This window comes from Mesorhizobium qingshengii (assembly GCF_900103325.1).
GTDB classification, from domain to species: Bacteria; Pseudomonadota; Alphaproteobacteria; order Rhizobiales; family Rhizobiaceae; genus Mesorhizobium; species Mesorhizobium qingshengii.
This window is the reverse complement of record NZ_FMXM01000012.1, coordinates 174,705-198,540: the sequence shown is the minus strand read 5'-3', so window position 1 is coordinate 198,540 and position 23,836 is coordinate 174,705. Positions and strand designations below refer to the sequence as shown.

The 23,836-nt window shown below is 63.6% G+C and carries 24 protein-coding genes and 1 pseudogene; 14 read left to right on the top strand and 11 right to left on the bottom strand.

The window, feature by feature from the left end; genetic code table 11:
• Positions 1–74: 74 nt before the first annotated feature.
• Positions 75–995, bottom strand: a complete 921-nt coding sequence (locus tag BLS48_RS20060; RefSeq protein ID WP_091580992.1) for a LysR family transcriptional regulator — start codon at positions 993–995, stop codon at positions 75–77.
• Positions 996–1,132: 137 nt separating this feature from the next.
• On the opposite strand from BLS48_RS20060, the gene BLS48_RS20055 reads away from it, so the two are divergent.
• The 4 genes from BLS48_RS20055 to BLS48_RS20040 all read left to right on the top strand — a co-directional run bounded on the left by BLS48_RS20055 (position 1,133) and on the right by BLS48_RS20040 (position 5,510).
• Complete coding sequence (locus BLS48_RS20055) at positions 1,133–2,350, top strand: urate hydroxylase PuuD (RefSeq protein WP_091580989.1); 1,218 nt, start codon at positions 1,133–1,135, stop codon at positions 2,348–2,350.
• A 2-nt stretch (positions 2,351–2,352) separates the two neighbouring features.
• Entirely contained in the window at positions 2,353–3,666 is a 1,314-nt protein-coding gene (guaD, locus tag BLS48_RS20050; protein WP_091580987.1) for a guanine deaminase, read from the top strand.
• A 78-nt stretch (positions 3,667–3,744) separates the two neighbouring features.
• Entirely contained in the window at positions 3,745–4,248 is a 504-nt protein-coding gene (locus BLS48_RS20045) for a heme-degrading domain-containing protein (RefSeq protein ID WP_091580984.1), read from the top strand.
• Entirely contained in the window at positions 4,245–5,510 is a 1,266-nt protein-coding gene (locus BLS48_RS20040; RefSeq protein WP_091580982.1) for a glycerate kinase type-2 family protein, read from the top strand. Before BLS48_RS20045 ends, BLS48_RS20040 begins: the two co-directional genes overlap by 4 nt.
• Before the next feature lies 1 nt (position 5,511).
• Here the strand turns inward: BLS48_RS20040 and BLS48_RS20035 are convergent, their stop codons facing one another.
• The 4 genes from BLS48_RS20035 to BLS48_RS20020 form a co-directional block, all read right to left on the bottom strand.
• Entirely contained in the window at positions 5,512–6,975 is a 1,464-nt protein-coding gene (locus tag BLS48_RS20035) for a UdgX family uracil-DNA binding protein (protein ID WP_091580979.1), read from the bottom strand.
• A gap of 2 nt (positions 6,976–6,977) precedes the next feature.
• The gene (locus BLS48_RS20030) at positions 6,978–8,213 is read right to left on the bottom strand and encodes a putative DNA modification/repair radical SAM protein (protein ID WP_091580976.1); all 1,236 of its coding nucleotides are present in this window, start codon (positions 8,211–8,213) and stop codon (positions 6,978–6,980) included.
• 87 nt (positions 8,214–8,300) lie between these two features.
• Positions 8,301–9,707: a glutamine synthetase family protein gene (locus BLS48_RS20025; RefSeq protein WP_091580973.1), complete on the bottom strand. Its 1,407-nt coding sequence runs from the start codon at positions 9,705–9,707 to the stop codon at positions 8,301–8,303.
• An 11-nt stretch (positions 9,708–9,718) separates the two neighbouring features.
• Positions 9,719–11,089, bottom strand: coding sequence for an aspartate aminotransferase family protein (locus BLS48_RS20020; RefSeq protein WP_091580971.1), 1,371 nt, complete (start codon positions 11,087–11,089; stop codon positions 9,719–9,721).
• Positions 11,090–11,245: 156 nt separating this feature from the next.
• Between BLS48_RS20020 and BLS48_RS20015 the strand changes: the two genes are divergently transcribed.
• Positions 11,246–11,698: a hypothetical protein gene (locus BLS48_RS20015; RefSeq protein WP_091581099.1), complete on the top strand. Its 453-nt coding sequence runs from the start codon at positions 11,246–11,248 to the stop codon at positions 11,696–11,698.
• A gap of 23 nt (positions 11,699–11,721) precedes the next feature.
• On the opposite strand, the gene BLS48_RS20010 is transcribed toward BLS48_RS20015, so the two are convergent.
• The 4 genes from BLS48_RS20010 to BLS48_RS19995 form a co-directional block, all read right to left on the bottom strand.
• Positions 11,722–12,531, bottom strand: coding sequence for a hypothetical protein (locus tag BLS48_RS20010; RefSeq protein WP_091581096.1), 810 nt, complete (start codon positions 12,529–12,531; stop codon positions 11,722–11,724).
• A gap of 98 nt (positions 12,532–12,629) precedes the next feature.
• A complete protein-coding gene (locus tag BLS48_RS20005; RefSeq protein ID WP_091580968.1) occupies positions 12,630–13,604 on the bottom strand; it encodes a WD40 repeat domain-containing protein in 975 nt (324 codons plus the stop codon).
• Positions 13,582–13,956 (bottom strand): Imm45 family immunity protein, encoded by a 375-nt coding sequence (gene imm45 / locus BLS48_RS20000; protein WP_091580965.1) that lies wholly within the window; start codon positions 13,954–13,956, stop codon positions 13,582–13,584. The genes BLS48_RS20005 and imm45 overlap by 23 nt, the downstream gene beginning before the upstream one ends.
• Positions 13,957–13,965: 9 nt before the next feature.
• Positions 13,966–15,024, bottom strand: a complete 1,059-nt coding sequence (locus tag BLS48_RS19995) for a CobW family GTP-binding protein (protein ID WP_091580963.1) — start codon at positions 15,022–15,024, stop codon at positions 13,966–13,968.
• Between the two features lie 465 nt (positions 15,025–15,489).
• Between BLS48_RS19995 and BLS48_RS36695 the strand changes: the two are divergent.
• From BLS48_RS36695 to BLS48_RS19985, 3 genes and pseudogenes are all read left to right on the top strand, one after another.
• A pseudogene (locus tag BLS48_RS36695) lies at positions 15,490–15,732 on the top strand (dioxygenase family protein); the annotation flags it as partial.
• Between the two features lie 36 nt (positions 15,733–15,768).
• A complete protein-coding gene (locus tag BLS48_RS36690; RefSeq protein WP_342028522.1) occupies positions 15,769–15,975 on the top strand; it encodes a peptidase associated/transthyretin-like domain-containing protein in 207 nt (68 codons plus the stop codon).
• 213 nt (positions 15,976–16,188) lie between these two features.
• Positions 16,189–16,659, top strand: coding sequence for a MarR family winged helix-turn-helix transcriptional regulator (locus tag BLS48_RS19985; RefSeq protein ID WP_032921461.1), 471 nt, complete (start codon positions 16,189–16,191; stop codon positions 16,657–16,659).
• Positions 16,660–16,681: 22 nt separating this feature from the next.
• Here the strand turns inward: BLS48_RS19985 and BLS48_RS19980 are convergent, their stop codons facing one another.
• Complete coding sequence (locus BLS48_RS19980) at positions 16,682–17,554, bottom strand: AraC family transcriptional regulator (protein WP_091580960.1); 873 nt, start codon at positions 17,552–17,554, stop codon at positions 16,682–16,684.
• Between the two features lie 51 nt (positions 17,555–17,605).
• Here BLS48_RS19980 and BLS48_RS19975 point away from each other — a divergent pair, with 51 nt between their 5' ends.
• From BLS48_RS19975 to BLS48_RS19955, 5 genes are all read left to right on the top strand, one after another.
• Complete coding sequence (locus BLS48_RS19975; protein WP_091580957.1) at positions 17,606–18,013, top strand: DUF2000 family protein; 408 nt, start codon at positions 17,606–17,608, stop codon at positions 18,011–18,013.
• Positions 18,014–18,211: 198 nt separating this feature from the next.
• Positions 18,212–19,096 carry a DMT family transporter gene (locus BLS48_RS19970; RefSeq protein ID WP_167365159.1) on the top strand — a complete coding sequence of 295 codons (885 nt, stop codon included), beginning with the start codon at positions 18,212–18,214 and terminating at the stop codon, positions 19,094–19,096.
• A gap of 66 nt (positions 19,097–19,162) precedes the next feature.
• The gene (locus tag BLS48_RS19965; RefSeq protein WP_091580953.1) at positions 19,163–20,185 is read left to right on the top strand and encodes a LacI family DNA-binding transcriptional regulator; all 1,023 of its coding nucleotides are present in this window, start codon (positions 19,163–19,165) and stop codon (positions 20,183–20,185) included.
• Positions 20,182–21,165, top strand: coding sequence for a 2-hydroxyacid dehydrogenase (locus BLS48_RS19960; protein WP_091580950.1), 984 nt, complete (start codon positions 20,182–20,184; stop codon positions 21,163–21,165). The genes BLS48_RS19965 and BLS48_RS19960 overlap by 4 nt, the downstream gene beginning before the upstream one ends.
• Positions 21,166–21,247: 82 nt before the next feature.
• Positions 21,248–21,652 (top strand): hypothetical protein, encoded by a 405-nt coding sequence (locus tag BLS48_RS19955; RefSeq protein ID WP_091581091.1) that lies wholly within the window; start codon positions 21,248–21,250, stop codon positions 21,650–21,652.
• Here BLS48_RS19955 and BLS48_RS19950 read toward each other — a convergent pair whose 3' ends face one another.
• Entirely contained in the window at positions 21,653–22,426 is a 774-nt protein-coding gene (locus BLS48_RS19950) for a gamma-glutamyl-gamma-aminobutyrate hydrolase family protein (protein WP_091581088.1), read from the bottom strand.
• 263 nt (positions 22,427–22,689) lie between these two features.
• Between BLS48_RS19950 and BLS48_RS19945 the strand changes: the two genes are divergently transcribed.
• Positions 22,690–23,799 carry a TRAP transporter substrate-binding protein gene (locus BLS48_RS19945; protein WP_091580947.1) on the top strand — a complete coding sequence of 370 codons (1,110 nt, stop codon included), beginning with the start codon at positions 22,690–22,692 and terminating at the stop codon, positions 23,797–23,799.
• The last annotated feature ends 37 nt before the right edge of the window (positions 23,800–23,836 follow it).

Genomic DNA, 23,836 nt, shown 5'->3' with positions numbered 1-23,836 from the left:
GAACTATGTTCGCCGCTTCCCAGGATGGCAACCGCCGGCACTGGGCCAACCGCCGGTCTCTTGCCGGCCAGCTATCACTTGCCCGCGAGAAGGTCGTTGATCAGCCGCTGGCAGCGCTCGGCCATGAAGTCGAGCAGCAGCCGCACTTTCGGGTCCTGCAGCTTCTTGTGGGGATAGACGGCGGCAAACTGTACCGGCGTCGGCGGCGTGCTGCTCAGGATGACTTTCAGCCGCTGGTCGCGGATGAACGGCTCGACCTCGAAGCGCGGCTTGTTGATGATGCCGCGCCCGGACAGCGCCCAGCCGGTCAGCACATCGCCATCGTCCGTATCATACGGACCATGCACCTCGAATTTCTGCGGACCGGTGGGGGTCTGCAGCGTCCACACATATTCGCGCGCGCCGGAATAGCGCAGCATCAGGCAGTCGTGCTTCTTGCCGATCAGTTCCTGCGGTTCCGTAGGCTCGCCGCGCGCCTCCAGATATTTCGGTGCCGCCACCAGCACGCGTTCGCATTCCATGATGCCGCGCATCCTGAGGCTGGAATCCTCGATGATGCCGAGCCGGAAGGCGACGTCGATGCCTTCCTTCATGATGTCGACATTGTGGTCCGAAAGCCTGAGCCGCACCTCGATGTCAGGATATTTGTCGTGGAAATCGGGGATGCCCGAGGCCACCAGCCGCCGGCCGAGGCCAAGCGGCGCGGTGACGCGGATGGTGCCGCGTGGCTGGCCGGACAGGGCCGAGACCGCCGCTTCCGCCTCGGTGATCGCCTCAAGCACCTGCTTGGCGCCAGAGTAAAAGACCGTGCCGTGCTCGGTCGGCATCAACTGCCGTGTCGTACGGTTGAACAGCCTGACACCAAGATGCTTCTCCAGTTCCTTGATGCGGTTGGAGGCGACCGCCGGCGAAATGCGCATGTCGCGCCCTGCCGCCGACAGATTGCCGAGTTCGACGACGCGAACGAAGACGGCGATGTTGTCGAGATAGGCCATGCTGTTTCGTGGCTCTCATGCGGCTGCGCGGGAACAGCCTAGTATTTTCCATTTTTTTTTGAAAGTCATCGTGCACCTCGCCTCTTTCCGTTTGCGCTCCAGCCCGTAAAGTCGCGTGATCGGCAGGGACGACTTCAATGATGGATTTCGCGATTTTCTGGGAATGGCTGAGTTTCGCCGTGCGCTGGCTGCACGTCATCACCGGCATCGCCTGGATCGGCTCGTCCTTCTATTTCGTCGCGCTCGATCTCGGCCTGCGCCAGCGTCCGGGCATGCCCGTCGGCGCCTTTGGCGAGGAATGGCAGGTGCATGGCGGCGGTTTCTACCACATCCAGAAATATCTGGTTGCGCCGGCCGAGATGCCCGAGCACCTGACCTGGTTCAAATGGGAATCCTACGCCACCTGGCTGTCCGGCTTCGCCATGCTGTGCGTCGTCTACTATGCCGGGGCCGATCTGTTCCTGATCGATCCCAATGTACTGCCAATGTCGGTACCTGTCGGCATCTTGCTGTCGCTGGCGACAATCGGCGTCGGCTGGGTGGTCTATGATCTGTTGTGCCGCTCGCCGCTGGGAAAGAGCGACACCGGCCTGATGCTGGTGCTCTACTGCGTGCTGGTGTTCATCGCGTGGGGGCTGACCCACCTGTTTACCGGCCGCGCCGCATTCCTGCATCTGGGCGCCATCACAGCCACGATCATGTCGGCCAATGTCTTCATGGTCATCATCCCCAACCAGAAGATCGTCGTCGCCGACCTCATCGCCGGCCGCAAACCCGACCCGAAATACGGCAAGATCGCCAAGCAGCGCTCGCTCCACAACAACTATTTGACGCTGCCGGTGCTGTTCCTGATGCTGTCGAACCACTACCCGCTGGCGTTCGGCACTGAATTCAACTGGGTCATCGCCTCGCTGGTGTTCATCATTGGGGTGCTGATCCGGCACTATTTCAACAGCGTCCATGCGCGCAAGGGCAACCCGCACTGGACCTGGCTGGGCGCCCTCGTCCTGTTCATCATCATCATCTGGCTGTCGACCGTGCCGAAGGTGCTGACCGGCGAACCCAAGGAATCGGCGGCGGCGCAGGTCTATGTCGCCTCGGCGCATTTCCCCGCCGTGCGCGACACCGTGCTCGGCCGCTGCTCCATGTGCCACGCGGCGGAGCCTGTCTATGAAGGCATCTACCATGCCCCCAAGGGCGTGATGCTCGACACCGACGCGGCAATCGCCAACCACGCCCGCGAGATCTATCTGCAGGCCGGCCGCACCCACGCCATGCCGCCCGCCAACGTCTCGCAGATTACCGACAAGGAGCGGGCGCTGCTGGTGGCCTGGTTCGAAGGCGCGGGAAAGTAAGCATGACCTCGACACTTCTGCGCGGCCGAACGCTGTCCTTCGTACGCTGGCCCGAGACCATCGATGACCATTCCGCCTGGCGCTACGAGGAGGATGGCGGCCTGCTGATCCGCGATGGCCGGATTGTCGCCGCCGGCGCCTATGCGCAAGTCGAGAAACAGGCCGGCGAAGGGGCGGAAAGAATCGACCACCGGCCGCATCTGCTGCTGCCGGGCTTCATCGACGCTCATGTGCATTTCCCGCAAATGCAGGTCATCGCCTCCTACGGCGCGGAGCTGCTCGACTGGCTGAACACCTACACCTTCCCGGAAGAGACGAAGTTCGCCAACGCGCAGCATGGTCGCCGCATCGCGCGGCTGTTCCTCGACGAGATGGTGCGCCACGGCACCACGACGGTCACCGCCTATTGCTCGGTGCACAAGGCGTCGGCCGAAGCCTTCTTCGCCGAGTCGCATGATCGCAACATGCTCAACATCGCCGGCAAGGTGATGATGGACCGCAATGCGCCCGACGGCGTGCTCGACACGCCGCAGTCCGGCTATGAGGATAGCAAGGCGCTGATCGCGCAATGGCACGGCAAGGGACGGCAGCTTTATGCCATTACCCCTCGCTTCGCGATCACCTCATCGCCGCAACAGATGGAGATGGCCGGCGCGCTGTGCCGCGAACATCCCGACCTGCACATGCAGACGCATCTGTCGGAAAACCATGCCGAAATCGCCTTCACGCAGGAGCTCTATCCGTGGTCGCGCGACTACACCGACGTTTACGAACACTACGGGCTGTTGGGGAAGAAGAGCCTGTTCGGCCATTGCATCCATCTGTCCGAGCGTGAGGCCGATGCGCTTTCGCACAGCGGCTCGGTGGCGGTGTTCTGCCCGACCTCCAACCTGTTCCTCGGCTCCGGCCTGTTCGACTATCAGCGCTTTCGCCGCCGCGACAAGCCGATCAGGATCGCCGCCGCCACCGATGTCGGCGGCGGCACCAACTATTCCATGCTGCGCACCATGGACGAGGGCTACAAGGTAATCGCGCAGAACGGCGAGAAGCTCAACCCGTTCCAGTCCTTCTGGCAGATGACGCGCGGCAATGCCGAGGCGCTGTCGGTGGCGGAAAAGATCGGCACGCTGGACGAAGGCACTGATGCCGATATCGTCGTGCTGGATGCCAGGGCAACACCGGCGATGCGGCTCAGGATGGAAACGGTCGAGACGTTGGCGCAGGAACTGTTTCTTTTGCAGACGCTCGGCGACGACCGCGCCGTGCGCGAGGTCTATGTGGCCGGGCGACCGGCCAAGGCCGACATGGCGATTTAGAACACTGCGACGTGTTCCTCGCTTGACCCGGCGGCAACCATCGGCCAAAGCGTGCGGCGAAGTTGACAGGGGAACGACATGGCCGTTGCTGACGACATCGCTCTGATCAAGAGACAGGAAGAGGTTCTTGTCTTTCCAGCCTTCGATGAGGCGGTTGCCTTCAAGATCGGTTCAGCCATCCGCGACCGCGCGCTCGCCGGGAACCTGCCGGTTATCGTCGACATCAGGACCTTCGACCGGCCGCTGTTCTATGCCGCGATGCCGGGCTCGAACGCTTCCAATCCCGACTGGGCCCGGCGCAAGATCAATGTCGTCAAACGGTTCCTGCGAAGCACCTACCGCATGGTGCTGGAGCAGCAGCGCCCCGACCGCGCCTTCAAGGTCGGTGAAGGCCTCGAAATATCGGACTTTGTACTGGCCGGCGGCGGCTTTCCGGTCACGGTCAAGGGCGCTGGTGTCATCGGCGTGATCGCGGTGTCGGGCCTGCCGGAGCGCGAGGATCACGGCGTCGTGGTCGATGCGCTGTGCGACTACCTGGGTATCGATTGCCAAGAGCTTGCGTTGCCGCCGGAAGCGAAATGACCGATATCGATCCCAAGGCCTTCCTCACATCCATCTTCAACGCCGCCGTCGCTGCTGCCGATCCTGAGCGGACCATCCGCGATCATTTGCCGGCCAAGCCCAAGGGTCGCACCATCGTCATTGGCGCGGGCAAGGGCTCGGCGCAGATGGCGGCGGCTTTCGAGAAGGTCTGGGACGGGCCGATCGAAGGGCTGGTCGTCACCCGCTATGGCTATGGCGCGGCCTGCGAGCGCATCGAGATCATCGAGGCGGCGCATCCGGTGCCGGATGCCGCCGGGCTTGAGGCCTCGCGACGCCTGCTCGAAAAAGTCCAGGGGCTGACAGCGGATGATCTGGTCGTCGCGCTGATTTCCGGTGGTGGCTCGGCGCTCTTGCCGTCACCGGCCGGCAGCCTGACGCTGGCCGACGAGATCGCGGTCAACGAGGCGCTGCTCGCCTCCGGCGCGCCGATTGCGGCGATGAACACCATCCGCAAGCATGTTTCCACCATCAAGGGTGGCCGGCTCGCCGCGGCCGCCTGGCCGGCCAGGGTGGTGTCATTAGTCGTATCCGACATCCCGGGCGACAACCCCGCACTGGTCGCCTCCGGCCCGACCGTTCCCGATATAGGCAGCCGCGAGGACGCGCTCGCCTCGATCGCCACCTACGGCATGAAGCTCCCGGCCGCGGTGATGGCACACATCGGCTCGCCGGCCGCCGATGCGCCAAGTCCGGATGATCAGCGCTTTTCACGCAACGAGGTGCACCTGATCGCTTCGGCCGGTGTATCGCTGGAAGCGGCGGCAGCGGAAGCGAAACGGCAAGGCATCGAAGCTGTTATCCTCTCCGATGCCATCGAGGGCGAGGCGCGCGAGGTCGGCGGCGTGCATTCGGCAATCGCGCGCGAAGTGGTGACGCGCAACCGGCCATTCCCAAAGCCGGTGCTGATCCTGTCCGGCGGCGAAACAACCGTGACCTTGCGTGCCAAGGGCAAGGGTGGCCGCAACTCGGAGTTCCTGCTTGCCTTCGCCATTGGCATCAACGGCTCTGGAGGTGTTTACGCGTTGGCCGCCGACACGGACGGCATTGACGGTTCGGAAGACAATGCCGGCGCCTTCGCCGACGGCTCGACTGTTTCGCGCATGCGCGCGGCGGGTGTGGACGCCAAGGCGATGCTGGCCGGCAACAACGCCTGGACGGCCTTCAATGCCGTTGGCGATCTTTTCGTGCCCGGCCCGACGGGCACGAATGTCAACGATCTGAGAGCCATCTTGATCAGGTAGTTCAGGCGGTCATCAGCCGCTTGACCTGCCTCATGTCGTGCAGGAACCGCTCGCGTTCGGCGTCCTTGTCCGCGGGCTCGTGGATGCGCAGGATGAAGGAGGGATGGATGGTGACGAACACGCGCAAGCCATCCTCGCGCTCGATCACCTGGCCGCGCATCTTTGTCACCGGGATCGCCTTGCCGAGTAAGGACAGCGCCGCCGTCGCGCCGAGCGCCACGGCGAGATCCGGCATGATCAGCGCGAGTTCCCTGTCGATCCACCAGCGGCAGGCCTGAACCTCGCCGGCATTCGGCTTGGAATGGATGCGGCGCTTGCCGCGCGGCTCGAACTTGAAGTGCTTGACCGCATTGGTGACGTAGACTTTCTGGCGGTCGACGCCCGCGTCATCCAGTATGGCGTCGAACACCTTGCCCGCCGGACCGACGAAAGGTTTGCCGGCAAGATCCTCCTGATCGCCTGGCTGTTCGCCGACGAAGACCACCCTGGCATCATCTGGCCCTTCGCCGAACACGGTCTGTGTCGCGTCGCGCCAAAGCGGACAGCGGCGGCAACCCTTCGCCGCCTCGCGCAATTCGGAGATCGTGTGGGCGCCATCGCCCATCACGGCTGGCTCACGCGTTGGCCAGTGTTTAGCCTGCACCTTGGCGTGATGCGGCGCTGGCGTCGTTGGCATTCTGGCAATCATGGCTGTGGCGGCCTTGTCCGCTCCTGCTATCAGATCTGGAATGAGCGAGGCCTCGGGAAGGTTCCGCCAGTATTTCTTCGGCATCTCCTTCTGCATGGCCTTCACCTTCAGCCGTGCCGGATTGAAGATGTTCTCGAAATAGGTCCGCCACAGCGACTCGGTGTCGTCCTGCGCCGGGGCATCGCTCCTGGCGGCGCCCGGCCCGATCGCCAGCCTTTCGCCATTCCAGTCGGCGGAGGCATGCGGCGTCAGAATCGTCCAGCGCATGCCGGTGAAGCGCCTGACGAAGAAATCCGCGTTGCGCTCGACGATGAAATGATCGGGCTCGAACCAGGCGACATAGCGCTCCTCGTCGCCGTCACCGATCTTCCGGAAGCGCACGAAGGCGCGCATCTTGTGGCTGTCGCGCCGCACCGCTTTCTCCATGGCTTCGAGGCGCCTGGTGTCGGGATCCGACGCGATCGCCAGCAGTCTGGGCTCGGTGCGCAGCCGCCACAGCAACCGGTAGAGAAAGGCGAACCGGGTGGGGTCGGAATGGCAGAAGGCTGTCTCCGCATGCCCGATGAACTCTCGCGGCACCACAAGCTGCTTGCCCCCTGGCACAGCCGGCAAATCGCTCGGCGGCTGGTCGGAATCGGCCGCCACATGCCAGCTGATATCCTCGGGACTGACCTCGTTCAGCGCCAGCCGCCGTGCCGCGTCGCGCCAACCGGGAAAATCGGTCTCGCTGTCGAGCCGTACATTGTATCTGGCAAGATCGAACCCAGCCGGCTGCATGGTCAAAACAGCGACAGTTGTTCGCAAGACCGCACGATCTTGTCGCGCAGACCCGCCTTGTCGGTGAGCGCGCCCGGAGACCACCCTTCGGCGATGATGAACGGCCGCAATTTTGCGATCGACTGGCAAACCCGCCCAAGATCTTCGAGCCGCATGCGCCGATGGCGGCGGGTCTCCAGGATTTTCGCCACCACCTGGGTGCCGAGACCCGGCACGCGCAGCAGCGCTTCTCGGTCGGCACGGTTGATGTCGACCGGGAACTGTCCCCGGTTGCGCAGCGCCCAGGCCAGCTTTGGGTCGATGGCGAGGTCGAGCATGCCGTCGCTGCTGCCGGCCAGGATTTCCGGCTGCGAAAAGCCGTAGAACCGCATCAGCCAGTCGGCCTGATAGAGCCGGTGCTCGCGCAGCAGCGGCGGCTTCTGCAATGGCAGGGACGACGACGAATCCGGGATCGGGCTGAAGGCGGAATAGTAGACGCGTCGCAGATGGTAGCTGCCATAGAGCCGCGCGCTGGTGTGCAGGATGCCGTCGTCGGATGTCCTGTCGGCACCGACGATCATCTGCGTCGATTGCCCGCCCGGCGCGAAGCGTTCGCGTTTTTTGGTCCGCAGCGTCGGCTCGGCTTTTTCTTCCATCTTCCGGCGCAGCCTGGCCATCGAGAGGCGGATCGTTTCCGGCTTCTTTTCCGGCGCCAGCTTCTTCACGCCTTCGTCGGTCGGCAACTCGACATTGATCGACAGCCTGTCGGCATAGAGGCCTGCCTTCTCGACCAGTTCCTGCGAACATTCCGGGATGGTTTTCAGATGAATGTAGCCGCCGAACTTCTCGTCCAGCCGCAGCCGCCGCGCCACCTCGACCATCTCGCCCATGGTTTCATCGGGCGAGCGGATGACGCCCGAGGACAGGAACAGCCCTTCGATATAGTTGCGCCGGTAGAAATCCATGGTCAGCTTCACCACTTCGTCGACGGTAAAGCGGGCGCGCCGTACATTGGACGACGAGCGGTTGATGCAATAGCTGCAATCGTAGATGCAGAAATTGGTGAGCAGGATTTTCAGGAGCGAAATGCAGCGGCCATCCGGCGCGTAGGAATGGCAGATGCCCATGCCTTCGGTCGAGCCGATGCCGCCAGACTTCAGCGAATCGCGCTTGGCCGAACCCGATGAAGCGCACGATGCATCATATTTGGCGGCATCAGAGAGAATCGCCAGCTTTTCGTGAACAGTGAGTGCGGACATATGTTCATGATATGTTCCAGACGACCGGCGCGCTACCTCATTTGATGGCGGCGGCGAAAAAGTGATCGCCGCCGGATCATTCAGCCATCAGACTTCGTGCAGATAGAGATGGTAATCCAGTTCGCTGACCGTGCGCGCCACGCGCAGATATTCGGACTGCTTGATCGCCACGAAGGTGCGGTGCAGGTCCTCGCCGAGCGCCTCTTTCAGGAACGCCGAACCCCTGGCCGCTTCGATCGCGGCGCGCCAGTCGACAGGCATCGTCGTGCGCGTGACCGCGGCCTCATAGCCATTGCCGGTTGTTTCCGGGCCGGGATCGAGACCTTCGTCGAGACCTTTGATGATGCCGGCGAGCACGGTCGCCGCGATCAGATAGGGGTTGGCGTCGACGCCCGACGGCCGGTGTTCGATGCGCCGGTTCTTGGCATCGCCCGCCGGCACGCGCAGCGCCACCGAGCGGTTGTTGACGCCCCAGGTCGGCGCCACCGGCGCATAGGATTGCGAGACGAAACGCCGCCAGGAATTGGCGTGCGGGGCAAACACCAGCATCGATTCCGCCATCGTCTGGATCAGGCCGCCGAGCCCCTGCAGCAGCGGCAGCGACCAGCTCTCGCCACCGGATTCGGCAAAGACGTTTCGGCCGGCTCTGTCCTGCAACGAGACGTGGAAATGCATGCCCGAGCCGGCATATTTCTCGATCGGCTTGGCCATGAAACAGGCGGTGACGCCATGGCGGCGCGCCTGCGCCCGCACCAGCCGCTTCAGCATGACGAGATCGTCGGCCGCCCGCATCACGTCCTTGCGGTAGTGCAGCGTCAATTCGTACTGGCCGGGCGCATACTCGGAAATGACGGTCTCGGCCGGGATGCCTTGTGCCTTGGCCGCGGCATAGATGTCGGAAAACAGCGGCTCCATGCCGTGCAGATGATCGACGGAATAGACCTCGGTCTTGCCCGAGACGCGGCCGTCGAGCACGGCGCGCGCCGGCTGCACCTTGCCATCGGCATCGCGCTCATTCGCCAGCAGGAAGAATTCGAGCTCGAAGGCGCCGGCCGGATAGAGGCCCTTGGATGCCAATATGTCGACCTGCCGGGCCAGCGCCAGCCGCGGATCGGAGGACATCGGCCGGCCGTCGAGCATGTACATCGCCATCAGCAACTGGCCGCGCGGCGGGTTTGTGCCGTAGAGCGGGACCAGCGTGCCGGGGATCGGCCATGCCCTGAGATCGCCGTCGCCGGTCGTCCAGATCAGCCCGGTCTCGTGCACGTCCTCGCCGGTGATGTCGAGGCCGAGGATGGAGATCGGCATATGGCGGCCGCCCTCGAAGATGCTTTTCAACTCGTGCCGGCGCACGATCTTGCCGCGACCGACGCCATTGGCGTCGGTCAGCACGATATCGAAGGCTTCGATCTCGGGATGAGCGTCGAGAAAGGCTTGCGCCTCGGTGGGCGTCGAGCCCGAAGGTGAGCTCACGATGGCATTGGGATTGTCCATGGCCGCTTGTCTCATGCCGCAAGCTTTGCCGCAACCGCGCCGAAGGCGGTGATCAGACGGTTGACCTGGGCACCTGACGTCGCCGGCGAGATCAGCATCATGTTGTGGAAGGGCGCGATCAGCACGCCGCGATTGACCAGCGCGACATGGATGGCCGCCTCTAGTTCCGGCGCATGCGCCACTTCCGCCTCGGCACCATTCCGCAAGGGGCCGGGTACGCAGATGAACTCGACGCGGGCGCCGACGCGGGCAACATGCCAGGGCAGGCGGTAGCGGTCGATCACCCCGGTCAGTCCGGCATCGAGCCGCCGCCAGCGGTCATAATTCTCAACCGTCATCACCTCTTCGAGCGTGGCGCGCATCGCCGCGAATTGCAGCGGGTTGGCTGATAGCGTCGTGCCCATACCGGAATAGCCGGGTTCCTTGCTCCTGTTGTAGGCGGCATAGCGCGAGGCAACGTCATCGCTCATGCCCCACACGCTCGCCGGCACACCGCCTGCGATCGGCTTGCCCAGCACGAACAGGTCCGGCTCCAGCCCATGCTTTCTGGTGTAGCCGCCGGGGCCGGTCGAGATCGTATGCGTCTCATCGATCAACAGCAGCGTGCCGGCCGCGCGCGTCAGTCTGCGCAGCGCATCATGGAAGCCCGGATCGGCCAGCACCATGCAGGAATTGGTCAACACCGGCTCGGCGATGACGCAAGCCACGTCCTTGTCCCTCAGGGCGGTTTCCAGCGCGGCAACATCGTTGAACTCGATCACCTTCGCCGTGCGGGTCAGGTCGCGGAACTCGCCCGCCAGTCCCGGCCGGTTGACCGGCTTGCCATCGATCAGCCGCACCATCGTCTCGTCGACCGAGCCGTGATAGCAGCCGTTGAAGACGAGGATCTTTTCGCGGCCGGTGACGGCGCGGGCAACGCGCAGCGCAAAGCGGTTGGCATCGGTCGCCGTCGTCGCGATCTGCCAGAACGGCAGGCCGAAGCGCTGCTGCAGCAGCGGCCCGATGGCGAGCGCGTCTTCCGAAGGCAGCATATAGGTCAGGCCGCGTCCGGCCTGGCGGCGGATGGCGCGCGCCACCGGTGGCGGCGAGTGGCCGAACATCGAGCCGGTGTCGCCAAGGCAGAAATCGTCAAGCCTGATACCATCGATGTCGGTGATGGTTGCGCCTTTGGCGCTGTCGACCAGGATCGGAAACGGCGTCGGCCAGTCGTTCATCCAGTGCATCGGCACGCCGCCGAAGAAACCCGGCAGGCCGTTGCCAACCTTCGCTTGCGATCGTGGCCGTGCCTTGCGGAAGGCTGCCCCTTCGGTCTCGCGAAGATCGGCGATGCGATCACGGCCGATGCCGCCAATGGACGTGCTTGAAGTGTTGCTGCTGTGCATGGAACCCCTCTTGTCCGTCACTCTTAGCCAATCCGTGTCCGTAACCGCAATTGGCCGCGCGTGCGCCCTGCATTGGCTCAGCCGCCAGCGGTGGCGCTTGACCCGGTTGGCGAAGTCGGCGTCAATGCGGACGGGCAATGGGCGGCGTGGGCGAAAATGCGGTCGATCATCTGCGGTTTGGGGCTGTTCCTGTCGGCCGGCACGGCCTTCGCCACCGGCGGCATCTGGTGTTCCGTCGACGATGCGGTGGTGAAATTCCAGGTCGATGCCGGCGTCACCACCGGCATGGGCGGCCCGACCTTCAATTTTCGCGGCGACCTCGAAATCAAGGCAAGGCCCGCCGGCAATGAATTGCGCAAGACGGTGTTCGAGAATTCCAACCTTACCCAGTACTGGCTCGACAACAAGGAACTGCGGCTGAACATCTACCGCGAGCATCAGGTCGCAAACACCTACAGTTCCGTCGAACTCACGATCCTGACCAAGGCCAGCGACGAAGGCGTCTATGATGGACAGTACAAGCTTGCCGTCTATGACAGCACGGCGGACAAGGACGCCGACGGCAAACCCGCAAATCTGAGCGGGACAGTATCCTGCGGCGCCGAATAGATCGATCGGATGCGGCAGCCGCATTATTTCCGGGAGGTCACCGACGGATCGACGAGATTGATCTTTTCGCCGGGCGGAAAGCCGAACACGCGTTCGAAGTGCTTGGGGCCAAGCAGCAAGGCTGCCTGATCGATCAAATGCTGGTTGCGCGCGTTGATCGTTTCCGCGCTTGGCGGCGCAAAGCCTGGAATTCGCTGCGCTGTGAAATTCTGCACCTCGCCCTTCAGCGACAGGAGCTTGGCCAGCAGTTCTGGTTCCTCGTCCCCGAGCACCGATCGTGCGTGCTCCTCGAAATCGTCGGGCAATCCTTGCATCTTGGTCACTCCGCCTGCCCCACCGGCCACCAGCGCACTCGTTCCCAGGCAATGCTGGATCTTGCTGGCCCATGCCGCGTGCCGCAGCCCATAGGTTCCATATAGGAAGCTGCTCGCCCCATAACCACGCGCTTTCTTCACCGTCAGCAGCGTCCCGGTGGTCGCGTAGAGCACCTGATTGGCAAGCTGGTGGCAGACGCCATCGATGCCGTAGATCAGTATGGTTCCCTGGGCGGCGGGAACTGTCGCCGAATCCGCATTCGACTGTACCAGGCATCGTGCCAGCGCCAGATGTCCGGACTGCTTACCGAGAGTTCCCGTCTGATTACCGGGCGTTCCACCGGTTGGATGGTAGCTACCCCAGCAGAACCAGTAGTCCTTGCCGGCGGCGGCGACAGCGGCTGCATTGGCGTAGTGGTGCTGCTGGTTGTTGTAGGTGGTGACCCACGTATGGTCGACCGGCGAGCCACCGACAAATGCCGGCGTCGCCCAGGCATGAAGCGTAACCGTGCTTGGCAAGGTCTCCTCCCATCGGAAGCTTGTCCAATGAAAAAGGATGCGCTCAAGAAGGGCAGCGCGCAAGCATGGTGTCGCGTTTGACCCCGATGGCGCGGGTTTCAGGCCGAAATGTCGATGACGCCGCAGTCGCCAGCGGCACTGCCGAAGGCGACGCGGCGTTCATCCTTGTCCCACATCATCGAGGTGATGGCGCCCTTGCCCGGTCGCCGCAACAGCACTTCCTTTGCGTCGGCAAAACGCACCGCCATCACCATGCCGTCGTCATAGCCGACGGCGACGACATCCTGGCTCGGGTGGCAGGCGACCGTCGTCACCATGGCATTGCCGCGCGTGCCAAGTTCCAGCGGCGCCTTGCCCATCGGCCCGTCCTTGCCTGAAAACGGCCAGACGATCGCCGCCGGTGCGCCGGAACTCGCCAGCCACTTGCCTTTCACGCTCCACGACAGGCTTTTGACCTTGCCGGGATAGCCGGTCATGCGCATGTGCTTGCCGTCGGCGAGCTTCCAGCCATGCAAGGCGTTTTCCTGCATCGTGGTGACGAGGAAGGCGCCGTCGGGCGAGAAGGTGATGCCGGTGTGGGCGCCGGCCCATTCGAGTTCGACCGGCTTGCCCTCGGCGGCGGGGAAATGCAGCGTCGCGCCGTTGTAACGGGCAACGCCGAAGCGCATGCCCTTGGGCGAGAAGGCCAACCCCTCGACCGAGCGCGGATGGACGAATTCCCGGGTCTTGCCGTCGGCGAAGCGCACGAAGGCCGTCTTGCCCGTCGCATAGGCGATGGCGCCCTGCGGCCCGGCGGCGACGCTAGTGACCCATTTCTTGCCGGCGCTTGCCAACTCGGCGGCATTGCCGCCTGCGGTAACGGCAAACACCTTGCCGTCCTCGCCGCCGGTGATCAGCCGGTCATTGGCCGCATCATGGAAGGCGGCGAGCAGCCCGTCATTGGCCTGAATTGTCTTGTGGCCATGGTCGAGCCGATGGACGGCGCCGTCGGCCAGCGCGAAATGCGGCACGTCGCCGAGGAAGACGGCGGCGACGCAATGGCCTTCGAGATCAAGCGGGGCGACGGTCGGCATGGCGGGTTTCAACAGTCATTCGTTCGTTCCAGCGCAGGATGACGGTCCCCTCGATCGGAACCGGGCCGCCTTGATAGGTGAAGACGAACCATTTGTCCCAGTTTTCGATCAGCCAGGCTTTCGAAAGTCCAGGTTTTTTCTCGAACCTGCTTTCCTCGGGCAGCACCGCGAAGACCAGACCTGCCTTGTAGCCGGATGTCACCATGAGACCGAGTCCGGCATCGTTTTCGCGGGGATCGAAGATCAGCAGATCGACCGGGCCGGAGCCCGGCCCGAGATCGTAATTGTCGCAAAGTCGGATAACGTCTCCGATGATCAGAAAATCATCGGAGAGATCGAGCAAACGCGGCATTGGTTGCGGTCAGGCGACCTGGCAGGCATCGAAACTCTTCTTCAGCCGCTCGGCGTCGAGTTCGCGGCCGATGAACACCAGCCGGCTCTCGTGTTTCTCGCCGTCTTTCCAGGCACGCTGGTGGTCGCCCTCGATGATCATGTGCACGCCCTGGATGACATAGCGCTCATCGTCGCCCTTGAGCGCGATGATACCCTTCAGCCGCAGGATGTTCGGGCCTTCCATCTGGGTGATCTTCTCGATCCACGGGAAGAACTTCTTCGGGTCCATCTCGCCGCCGCGCAGCGACACCGACTGCACCGTCACATCATGGATGTCGGACGGATGCGCGTGATCGTGATGATCATGCCCGTCATGATCATGGTGATGGTGGTCGTGATCATGATCATGATCGTGATGATCGTGGTCGTCATGCGCTTCGAGGAAATGCGGATCGTTTTCCAGCGCCCTGGACAGGTCGAAGGCGCCTCGGTCGAGCACTTCGGACAGGGCAACACCGGCGCGGGTGGTGCGGTGAATCTTCGCCGCCGGGTTGATGGCGCGGATCGTTGCTTCGACCTTGGCGAGCTCTTCGGGGGTGACGAGGTCGGTCTTGTTGAGCACGACGACGTCGGCGAAGGCGATCTGATCCTCGGCTTCCTTGGAATCCTTGAGCCGCAGCGGCAGATGCTTGGCGTCGACCAGCGCCACCACCGCATCGAGCCTGGTCTTGGAGCGCACGTCGTCGTCCATGAAGAAGGTCTGCGCCACCGGCACCGGATCGGCGAGACCTGTCGTTTCCACCACGATGGCGTCGAAGCGGCCCGGCCGGCGCATCAGGCCCTCGACGACACGGATCAGGTCGCCGCGCACCGTGCAGCAGACGCAGCCATTGTTCATCTCGTAGATTTCCTCATCGGATTCCACGATCAGGTCATTGTCGATGCCGATTTCGCCGAATTCATTGACGATGACGGCGTAACGCTTGCCGTGGTCTTCCGACAGGATGCGGTTGAGCAGGGTCGTCTTGCCGGCGCCGAGATAGCCGGTGAGAACGGTTACGGGAATCTGCGTCTGTGCGTCGCTCATGGCTGCCTCGAAGAATTTGGGCCTCGAAAAATCCGGCCCTCGAAAAAGGGATTGTCGGCTCCATATAGGATGTGTGCCGTTCTTTTGCACGAGGCAAACCGATGGGCCAAACAGGCTTGCCGCCATTGCCTGATTTTCATTGGTGACAGCGGCTGTCACAACCTGGATCAGGACACGGGAGGCAATGCGCGGCCAATTCGAGAGGCACGATATGTCCGGTAAGCCATCCTCTTTCCTGCTGAGCCGGCGCAAGGCGCTCGGCCTGATCGCGGTGACCGCCGGCGGTGGTGCCTTCCTGCCGGCCGCGGCAATGGCCGCCCAGTCTTCGGAGTCCTCGCCCTATGCCGGATTGGCCCTGTTCGAAACCGGCGCCGGCGTCTGCACCATTACGCCTGAGGTGACCGAGGGACCGTTCTATTCGATCCAAAGCTTGAACGTGCCGATGTTACCGAGGGCAAGAAGGGCATTGCCCTCACCGTCAGGCTGCAGGTCGTCGACGCGGCCTGCCGCCCGCTTGCCGGCGCCCGTGTCGACATCTGGCATTGCGACGCGCAAGGCGCCTATTCGGGCTACCCGGGACAAGCCGACGGCAGGGATGTCGATACGTCGGGCCAGGCCTTCCTGCGTGGCTGGCAAAAGACCGACGCCAGCGGCATCGTTTCCTTCGCCACCATCTATCCCGGCTGGTATCGCGGCCGCACCACCCACATCCACTTCAAGGCCTTCCCTGATGAAAGCTCGGTGATGACCGGCCAGTTGTTTTTCCCCGACAGTCTCAGCGAGCAGATCTTCACCACCGTCGCGCCCTACAATGACCGGCCCGGCAAGCGTGACACGTCGAACGCCAGCGACGGTATCGCCAGGCAGGCCGGACCGCGGTCGCAGGCGGCGCTGCGCGAAGCGGCGGATGCCTATCAGGCGCTGATGATCATTGCGGTGAAGCCCCGATGAGCGGTACGCGCCGGAACTTCGCCTGCGGCGAAAACTCCGGCCATGAAACTCGTTTGTCATCTAACTGAAATAATCATCTGGCATTAGCCACGGCGGACACCGCAATGCTTGCCGGCAAAGCTGTTTGGGACGCCGGATTGTTTTTATCGTCGATTGCCAACCGGCTGGCAGCTTCTATGCTGCCCGCACCGGTACGGCCGAAGAGGGATGACCATGGCCAAGGCGGACAAGACTGCGACGATGAGCCGGCTGCATTCGGCGGCAAGGCTGGCAAGAACCGCGCTGGCGGCGCGGCTGCTGGCGCACGGCTTCTACGCCGGCCAGGATCAGATCATGCTGGCGCTCGACCGTGAAGACGGCCAGACGCCGGGCAATCTCGCGGGCCGTCTCGGCGTGCGCCCGCCGACCATCACCAAGACCATCAACCGGCTGCAGGCCCAGGGTTTCCTGGAAAAGCGCGCCTCGTCGGCCGATGCTCGCCAGGCGCATATCTTCCTCACCGACACCGGCCGCGACATCATCCACGCCATCGAGAAATCGGTGAAGAAGACCGAAAAGCAGGCGCTCAAGGGCCTCGACAAAAAGGACCAGAAGGCGCTGTTCAAGCTGCTTGCCCGCATCGAGGCCAACCTCTCGAACGAGGAACTGGTGTTGATCGACGACGACGCCGAGTCCGACGAATGATCGCCTGATCCTGGCGCAACTCTCAAGCTGCCGCCGCGGCGGATGCATGGATCAGCGACGCCCAGCGTCCCGGCGTCATGCCGAACGCCTTCTTGAATTGCCTGATAAAATGGCTCTGGTCGCTGAAGCCGGCCTCGATGGCGATCTGCGCCAATGGTTCGCCAGTCGCGATCATCCGCCGCGCGCGCTGAAGCCGGCGCATCACCAGGAAGCGATGCGGGCTGGTCGAGAAGGCGGCGCGGAAATGCCGTGACAAGGCATAGCGGTCGAGCCCGGTGATCGCCTCCAGTTCGCCGGAATGCACTTGGCGGGCGAAGTTCTCCGCGAGATAGTCGCGCGTTAGCGTCGCCGCCCGCCACGCCGTCCTCGCGATCGGCTTGGCCGGCTGGCCGGCATGCCGGGTCAGGCCTTGCATCAGTTGGGCGAGGAAGTCGGCAACGAACAACTCATCGAGTTCCTGTTCCAGCGGCCCCAGTGCCGAAAGCAGCGTTGCGCAGAAGGCGCCATCCGTCACCACGCCGTCCCGGACGAAGGGCAGTGATGCACCGCCAAGGCAATCGAGCATCAGCGACGGCTCCAGATAAAGCATCCTGTAGCGCAGGCCGTCCTCGGTGCCGGCGCCGCCATCGTGTAGCTCATCGGGATGCAGCACGATGATCTGGCCAGGCAGGCTGTGGCGCGTTGCGCCGAGATAGCGAAATGTCTGCACGCCATGCAGCGTCACCCCGATCGCATAGGTGTCGTGGCGATGCGGCTCGAAGGCGCTGCCATGGAACCGCGCCTCGATCCTCTCCATGCCGGCAGGATCGGGGGCGGAGATGATGCAGTTTTCCGCCGCATCAACGCACAAACGTCCAAGACCCTCGAAGGCCTGGCTGCCTACATCGTGCGACATCGTCTCCTTCAGCCTCGAAATCGGGGCGCAACCTCGAATGGTCAATGTCACATGTTCGATACCAAGTTTGCAATCGTGCTCAGGGAGGATCTGCCAGTATGGCAGAAACTCAACGTCACCGCTTTCCTGACCAGCGGCATCATCGCCCAGTTTCCGGACATCATCGGCGAGCCCTATCGCGATCGCGCCGGCAATCACTACAATCCGCTGTCGATCCAGCCGGTCATCGTGCTGTCGGCCGAGCAGGCGACGCTGGGCACGATCCACCGGCGCACGCTGGAGCGCGGTGTGACGGCATCGCTCTATGTCGAGGAGATGTTCTCGACCGGCTTTGACGCGGCCAACCGCGCCGTCTTTGCCGAATTCGCGCCCGACGACGCCAAGGTGGTCGGCATCGCGCTTCGCGCCGAGAAGAAACTGGTCGACAAGATCACCAAAGGCGCCCGCATGCATGTCTAGCGTGGAAAGCTTAGACTAAGCCTGCGGGCCTCTATTGTTGTGCCAGCCGGCTTTGGCGTGGCAGCGGGCGACAATTGGCTTGCCGGCAAGCGACATTTCCCGCAAAGGTGGGCTCCAGCCCAGCTTTTCCCCGGCCTGCAAGTGAGTGCTCCCCAACGATATGTCGAAAGCGCGACGCCGCCGGTGGCGATCCTGTGCATGCTTTCCACCTATGTCTGCTTCACCTTCCTCGACACCAGCAGCAAATATCTCGTCCTTGCCGGCGTGTCGGTGCTGATCGTCGCCTGGGTGCGCTTTGCCGTGCATGTGGTGCTGGTTGGCGCGCTCCTCCGCGGCTGGCGCGAGCCGGGGCGGTTTCGCCCGGGCAACCTGCCAGCACATGTCCTGCGCGGCCTGTTCCTGTTCGGCTCGACCATCTTCAACGTCCTGGCGCTGCGGTCCCTGCAACTGGCGGAGACGACGTCGATCTATTTCTTCGGGCCGATGGTGATCACGGCACTTGCCGGTCCGCTGCTGGGCGAATGGGCCGGCTGGCGGCGTTGGCTGGCGATCCTGGCTGCCTTCGCCGGGGTTCTCATCATCACCCGGCCAGGCGTAGGTGTTTTCGGTGTCGGGCACCTCTTCGCGCTCGGTTCGATGCTGTCGAACTGCTTCTACGTCATCATGACGCGCCGCATGTCGGCAACCGAGACGCCGGAAAGCCTCATCCTGTTCTCGGCGCTCGCCCCGGCGCTGCTGCTTTTGCCCCTCCTGCCATTTTCATTCTCCCTGCCGCATGATGGCTGGCATTGGTTCGTGCTGCTCATGCTAGGCGTATTCGGCGCCGTCGGCCATTGGCTGCTGGTCCAGGCCTATCGGCTGGCGACGACCACGGCATTGGCGCCCTATCCCTATTCGCAGATGGTGTGGATGATCATTTCCGGCTGGATCGTCTTCAAGCAGTTTCCCGACCGCTGGACACTGGTCGGCGCCGTCATCATCGTCGCCAGCGGCCTTTACATCGTCCATCGCGAGCATCGGCTTCGGCTGCGCAGCCGCGCTGCCTCGGATGTCGAGGCGGAAGCGCTGGCAAAAAAACTTTGATTTGCTCCCGATCGATGGCATAAGGCCGCCTTTAAACAGTTTAAATCGATTGGGGAGCACCAGGCGCTGGCACAGAAGATCAAGCTCTCGACGATCGCGGATGCGCTTGGCGTGTCCACGGCCACGGTTTCGCTGGCGCTGCGTGACAGCCCGCTGGTCGCGGGCAGCACCCGCGACCGTATCAAGGAACATGCCCGCGCCATCGGCTATATCTACAACCGTCGCGCCGCCAGTCTGCGCACCTCGCGTTCGGGCATTGTCGGTGTCGTCGTCCACGACATCATGAACCCGTTCTTCGCCGAGATATTGCGCTCGATCGAGAGCGAGCTCGACCGCAGCCGGCAGACTTTCATTCTGTCCAATCACTACGACCAGCTTGAGAAGCAGCGCACCTTCATCGATACGCTGCTGCAGCTTGGCGCCGACGGCGTCATCATGTCGCCGGCCATCGGCACGCCGGCTTCCGACATTCTGATGGCCGAGGAGAACGGCCTGCCGGCGGTGCTGATCGCGCGCACCGTCGAGGGCGCCGACGTGCCGGTCTTTCGCGGCGATGATGCCTATGGCACCGCGCTCGCCACCAATCACCTGATCTCGCTCGGTCACAAGCGCATCGCCATGATTGGCGGCACCGACCAGACCTCGACCGGCCGCGACCGCTACCAGGGCTACCTCAACGCCATGGAGGCAGCCGGGCTTGAAGTCAGGCCGTCCTGGCGCATTGCCGGTCCGCGCACCAAGCAGGCCGGCTTCGAGGCCGCCGGGCAGTTCCTGGCGCTTAAGGACAAGCCGACGGCGGCATGCTGCTGGAATGATCTCGTCGCCATCGGCCTGATGAACGGCATCGCGCGCGCCGGCCTGGTGCCGGGCATCGATATCTCCGTCACCGGCTATGACGATCTCGAAGAGGCGGCGATCGCGACGCCAGCGCTGACCACCGTCTGGAACGGCCAGCGCGAGGTTGGTCGCCGCGCCGCCAGCGCGCTGCTCGACAAGCTCAACGGGCAGACGGTGCGGCCCTCGCAGGAATTGATCAAGCCGGAACTGCATGTGCGCCAGTCGACCGGCAAGCCGGTGGAGCGTGCATGACCAAGGCCGAACAGCTGCAAGCGGTCACCATTCTGGTGCCGCGCGACTTCAGCGACCACGCAGTCGAGCGCATCGACCGAACGTTCAAATGCCTCAGGATCGAGCGCCCCGATCCGGCGCTCGTCACTGATGAGATGCGTCGTGGCGTGCGTGGCATCGCTTCGTTCGCCGGTATCAGCGCGGCGATGATGGATGCATTGCCCAATCTCGAACTCATCGCCTCCTTCGGGGTCGGCTACGATTCGGTCGATGTCGGCCATGCGGCCGCGAAAAACATCATGGTCACCAACACGCCTGATGTGCTGACCGAGGAGGTCGCCGACACCGCGATCGGGCTGCTGATCAACACCGTCCGTGACCTGCCGCGTGCCGAGACCTGGCTGCGTGACGGCAGTTGGGTGCGCAAGGGCAACTATCCGCTGAGCCGGCTGACCTTGCGTGGCCGCACGGCCGGTATCTTCGGCATGGGCCGCATCGGGCAAGCCATAGCCCGCCGGCTGGAAGCGTTCGGACTGGCTGTCGCCTACCACAACCGGCGCAAGGTCGACGGTCTTTCCTACCAGTACCACCCGACGCTGAAGGCTCTCGCCGAAGCGGTCGATACGCTGATTTCGGTAGCGCCCGGCGGCGCCTCGACGGAAAAGGCGGTTAATGCCGAAATCCTGTCGGCGCTTGGCGCGAACGGCGTCTTCGTCAACATCGGCCGGGGCAGCACGGTCGATGAGGCGGCACTTGCGGCGGCGCTTGCCAACGGCACCATCGCCGCCGCCGGCCTCGATGTCTTTGCCGACGAACCGAACGTGCCCAAGGCGCTGCTCGACGCGCCGAACACCTCGCTGTTGCCGCATGTTGGCTCCGCCTCCGACCACACCCGCCGCGCCATGGCCGACCTGTGCGTCGACAATCTGGTCTCCTGGTTCACCGATCGCCGGCCGCTGACACCGGTGCCCGAGACGGTGCATGTCAGGGCACGAAGCTGAGTGGCGGGCTGCCACATGTATTAACGTCAGCTTAACCCTTTGAAATCATTCTTCATCCTGTCGGTGTGCCTGGATGAACAGAATGAAAGCGCTTTCCGCATTGATTGCCGCCACCGCGCTGTTCGGCGGCGTTCAGCTGTTTCATGACGGCAGCGGTGAAAGTGCCGCCGACGAGGTCACGCCGTCCAGCGGCTACAGGCTGGTCGCCAATGGCGACGAGGCGGACTGCGCGGTCAGTCGCGGCGCCGCAATTTCGGATGGCCTGTCGCTGCTCACCGTCGCCCCGACCTGCCGTCGGCTCTTGCCGGGCATCGAGCGGGCAAAGTTCTGGCGGGAGAAGCAGGACGGCACGGTCGCCTTCAGCGCCAATGGCGTCGATCCGATCGTCACCTTCGCGGTTGCGGATGGTGATGGTTACGAATCCTATGCGCCTGCCACGCCCTTGCTGTCGCTTGCGGCCACCGGTGATCTGAGGCCTGGCGACTGACTATTCCGCCGCGGCGCGCGCGCCGGATCTCGCCGCCGCGTGCAGGCGCACCGCATCGCCGAAGGCGCGGAAGATCTTGGCCGAGTTGCCGTCCGACTTGACCCAGTATTCCGGATGCCACTGGACGCCGACGGCGAAGGCGCGGGCGTCCTTCACCGAAACCGCTTCCACCGTGCCGTCGGTGGCGACGGCCTCGATCTGCAGGTTCGGGCCGAGCCGGTCGACGGCCTGGCGATGCACCGAGTTCACCAAAATGTCACCGGCACCGAACACACCCGCCAGACAGCTTCCAGGTGCGATCGTCACCTTCTGGCGGATGCCGAAACGTTCGTCCTGATTGTCGCTTGCCGGCGCGCGATGGTCGAGCGAGCCATCGCGCTCATGGATCTCGGTGGCCAGCGTTCCGCCCAGCGCCACGTTCATCTCCTGGATGCCGCGGCATATGGCGAGCAGCGGTACGCCGCGCTCCACCGCCTTGCGGATCAGCGGCAGCGTGGTGGCGTCGCGCGCCGGGTCATAGGGGCCGTTGGCCTCGCTGGCATCGCCGCCATAGAGCGAGGGATGCACATTGGATTTCGAGCCGGTGACCATGACGCCGTCGACCGACGACAAAAGTTCGTCGAAGTCGAGCCTGTCGCCGAACGATGGCACCAGCACCGGGAATACGCCGGCGCCTGTTATCGCCGCCTCCAGATATTGCTGCGGAGCGGCATGCCAGGTGTAGTTGTCGAACTGACGGACGTCGGTCGATATGGCGACGAGCGGCTGGTACATTTTGGTTCTGTTTTCCATCTGGGCAAGGAATGTCCTGCCTCCAAAATAGGCCATCCCTGGATATTTTTCCATGGCAAGTTTCAGCGTGTCGCATGGGCCACGAACCGGCCTGTTAGACTATAGTTGCAGGGCCACGTGGCTTCGCCATCAAATCCGGCCACCGCGCTGGACTCGACTTTTCGCCTGTGTATTGTTCGAGCGACCGATGCGGGGAGCCGAGGATTCCCCAACGTCGGTCTGTTGGTCCAAAAGGGAGGAACTTCATGGATCGTCGTACATTCATCCGCAAGGCTGGCGTCTCAGGCGTCGGCGCCGCTGCCGCCGCCGTAACGCTGGCGGCACCCGCCATTGCCCAGTCCAACCCCAAGGTGACATGGCGGCTGGCGTCGTCCTTTCCGAAATCGCTCGACACCATCTATGGCGGCGCCGAGGTGTTCTCCAAGATGCTGTCGGAAGCCACCGACGGCAACTTTCAGGTCCAGGTCTTCGCCGCTGGTGAGCTCGTGCCGGGCCTGCAGGCCGCCGACGCCACCACGGCCGGCACTGTCGAGGCCTGCCACACGGTGGCATATTATTACTGGGGCAAGGACCCGACATGGGCGCTCGGCGCGGCGGTTCCCTTCTCGCTCAACGCGCGCGGCATGAATGCCTGGCACTACCATGGCGGCGGCATCGACCTGTTCAACGAGTTTCTCGCCACGCAGGGCCTTTTCGGCCTTCCGGGCGGTAACACCGGCGTGCAGATGGGCGGCTGGTTCCGCAAGGAGATCAACACGGTCGCCGACCTTGCCGGTCTCAAGATGCGAATCGGCGGCTTTGCCGGCAAGGTGGTGCAGAAGCTCGGTGTCGTGCCGCAGCAGATCGCCGGCGGCGACATCTACCCGGCGCTGGAAAAAGGCACCATCGACGCCGCCGAGTGGGTCGGCCCGTATGACGACGAGAAGCTCGGCTTCTACAAGGTCGCGCCCTATTACTATTATCCCGGCTGGTGGGAAGGCGGCCCGACGGTCCATCTGATGTTCAACAAGGCGAAATACGACGAGCTTTCGCCGGCCTACAAGTCGCTGCTGCGCACCGCCGCCCAGGCGGCCGATGCCAACATGCTGCAGAAATACGATTATTTGAATCCGGCAGCGGTGAAGCGGGTGGTGGCCGGCGGCGCCAAGCTGCGCCCGTTCAGCCAGGACATCATGGTCGCCTGCTTCGAAAAGGCCAACGAAGTCTACGCCGAAATGGAAGCCTCCAACGCGCCCTTCAAGAAGATCTGGGAATCGATCAAGGGCTTCCGCAAGGAGCATTATCTCTGGGCGCAGGTGGCCGAGTACAACTACGACACATTCATGATGGTCCAGCAGCGCAACGGCAAGCTGTAGACCGTCTCATTGCATTCGTTAAGCAGGACCCCGGGCC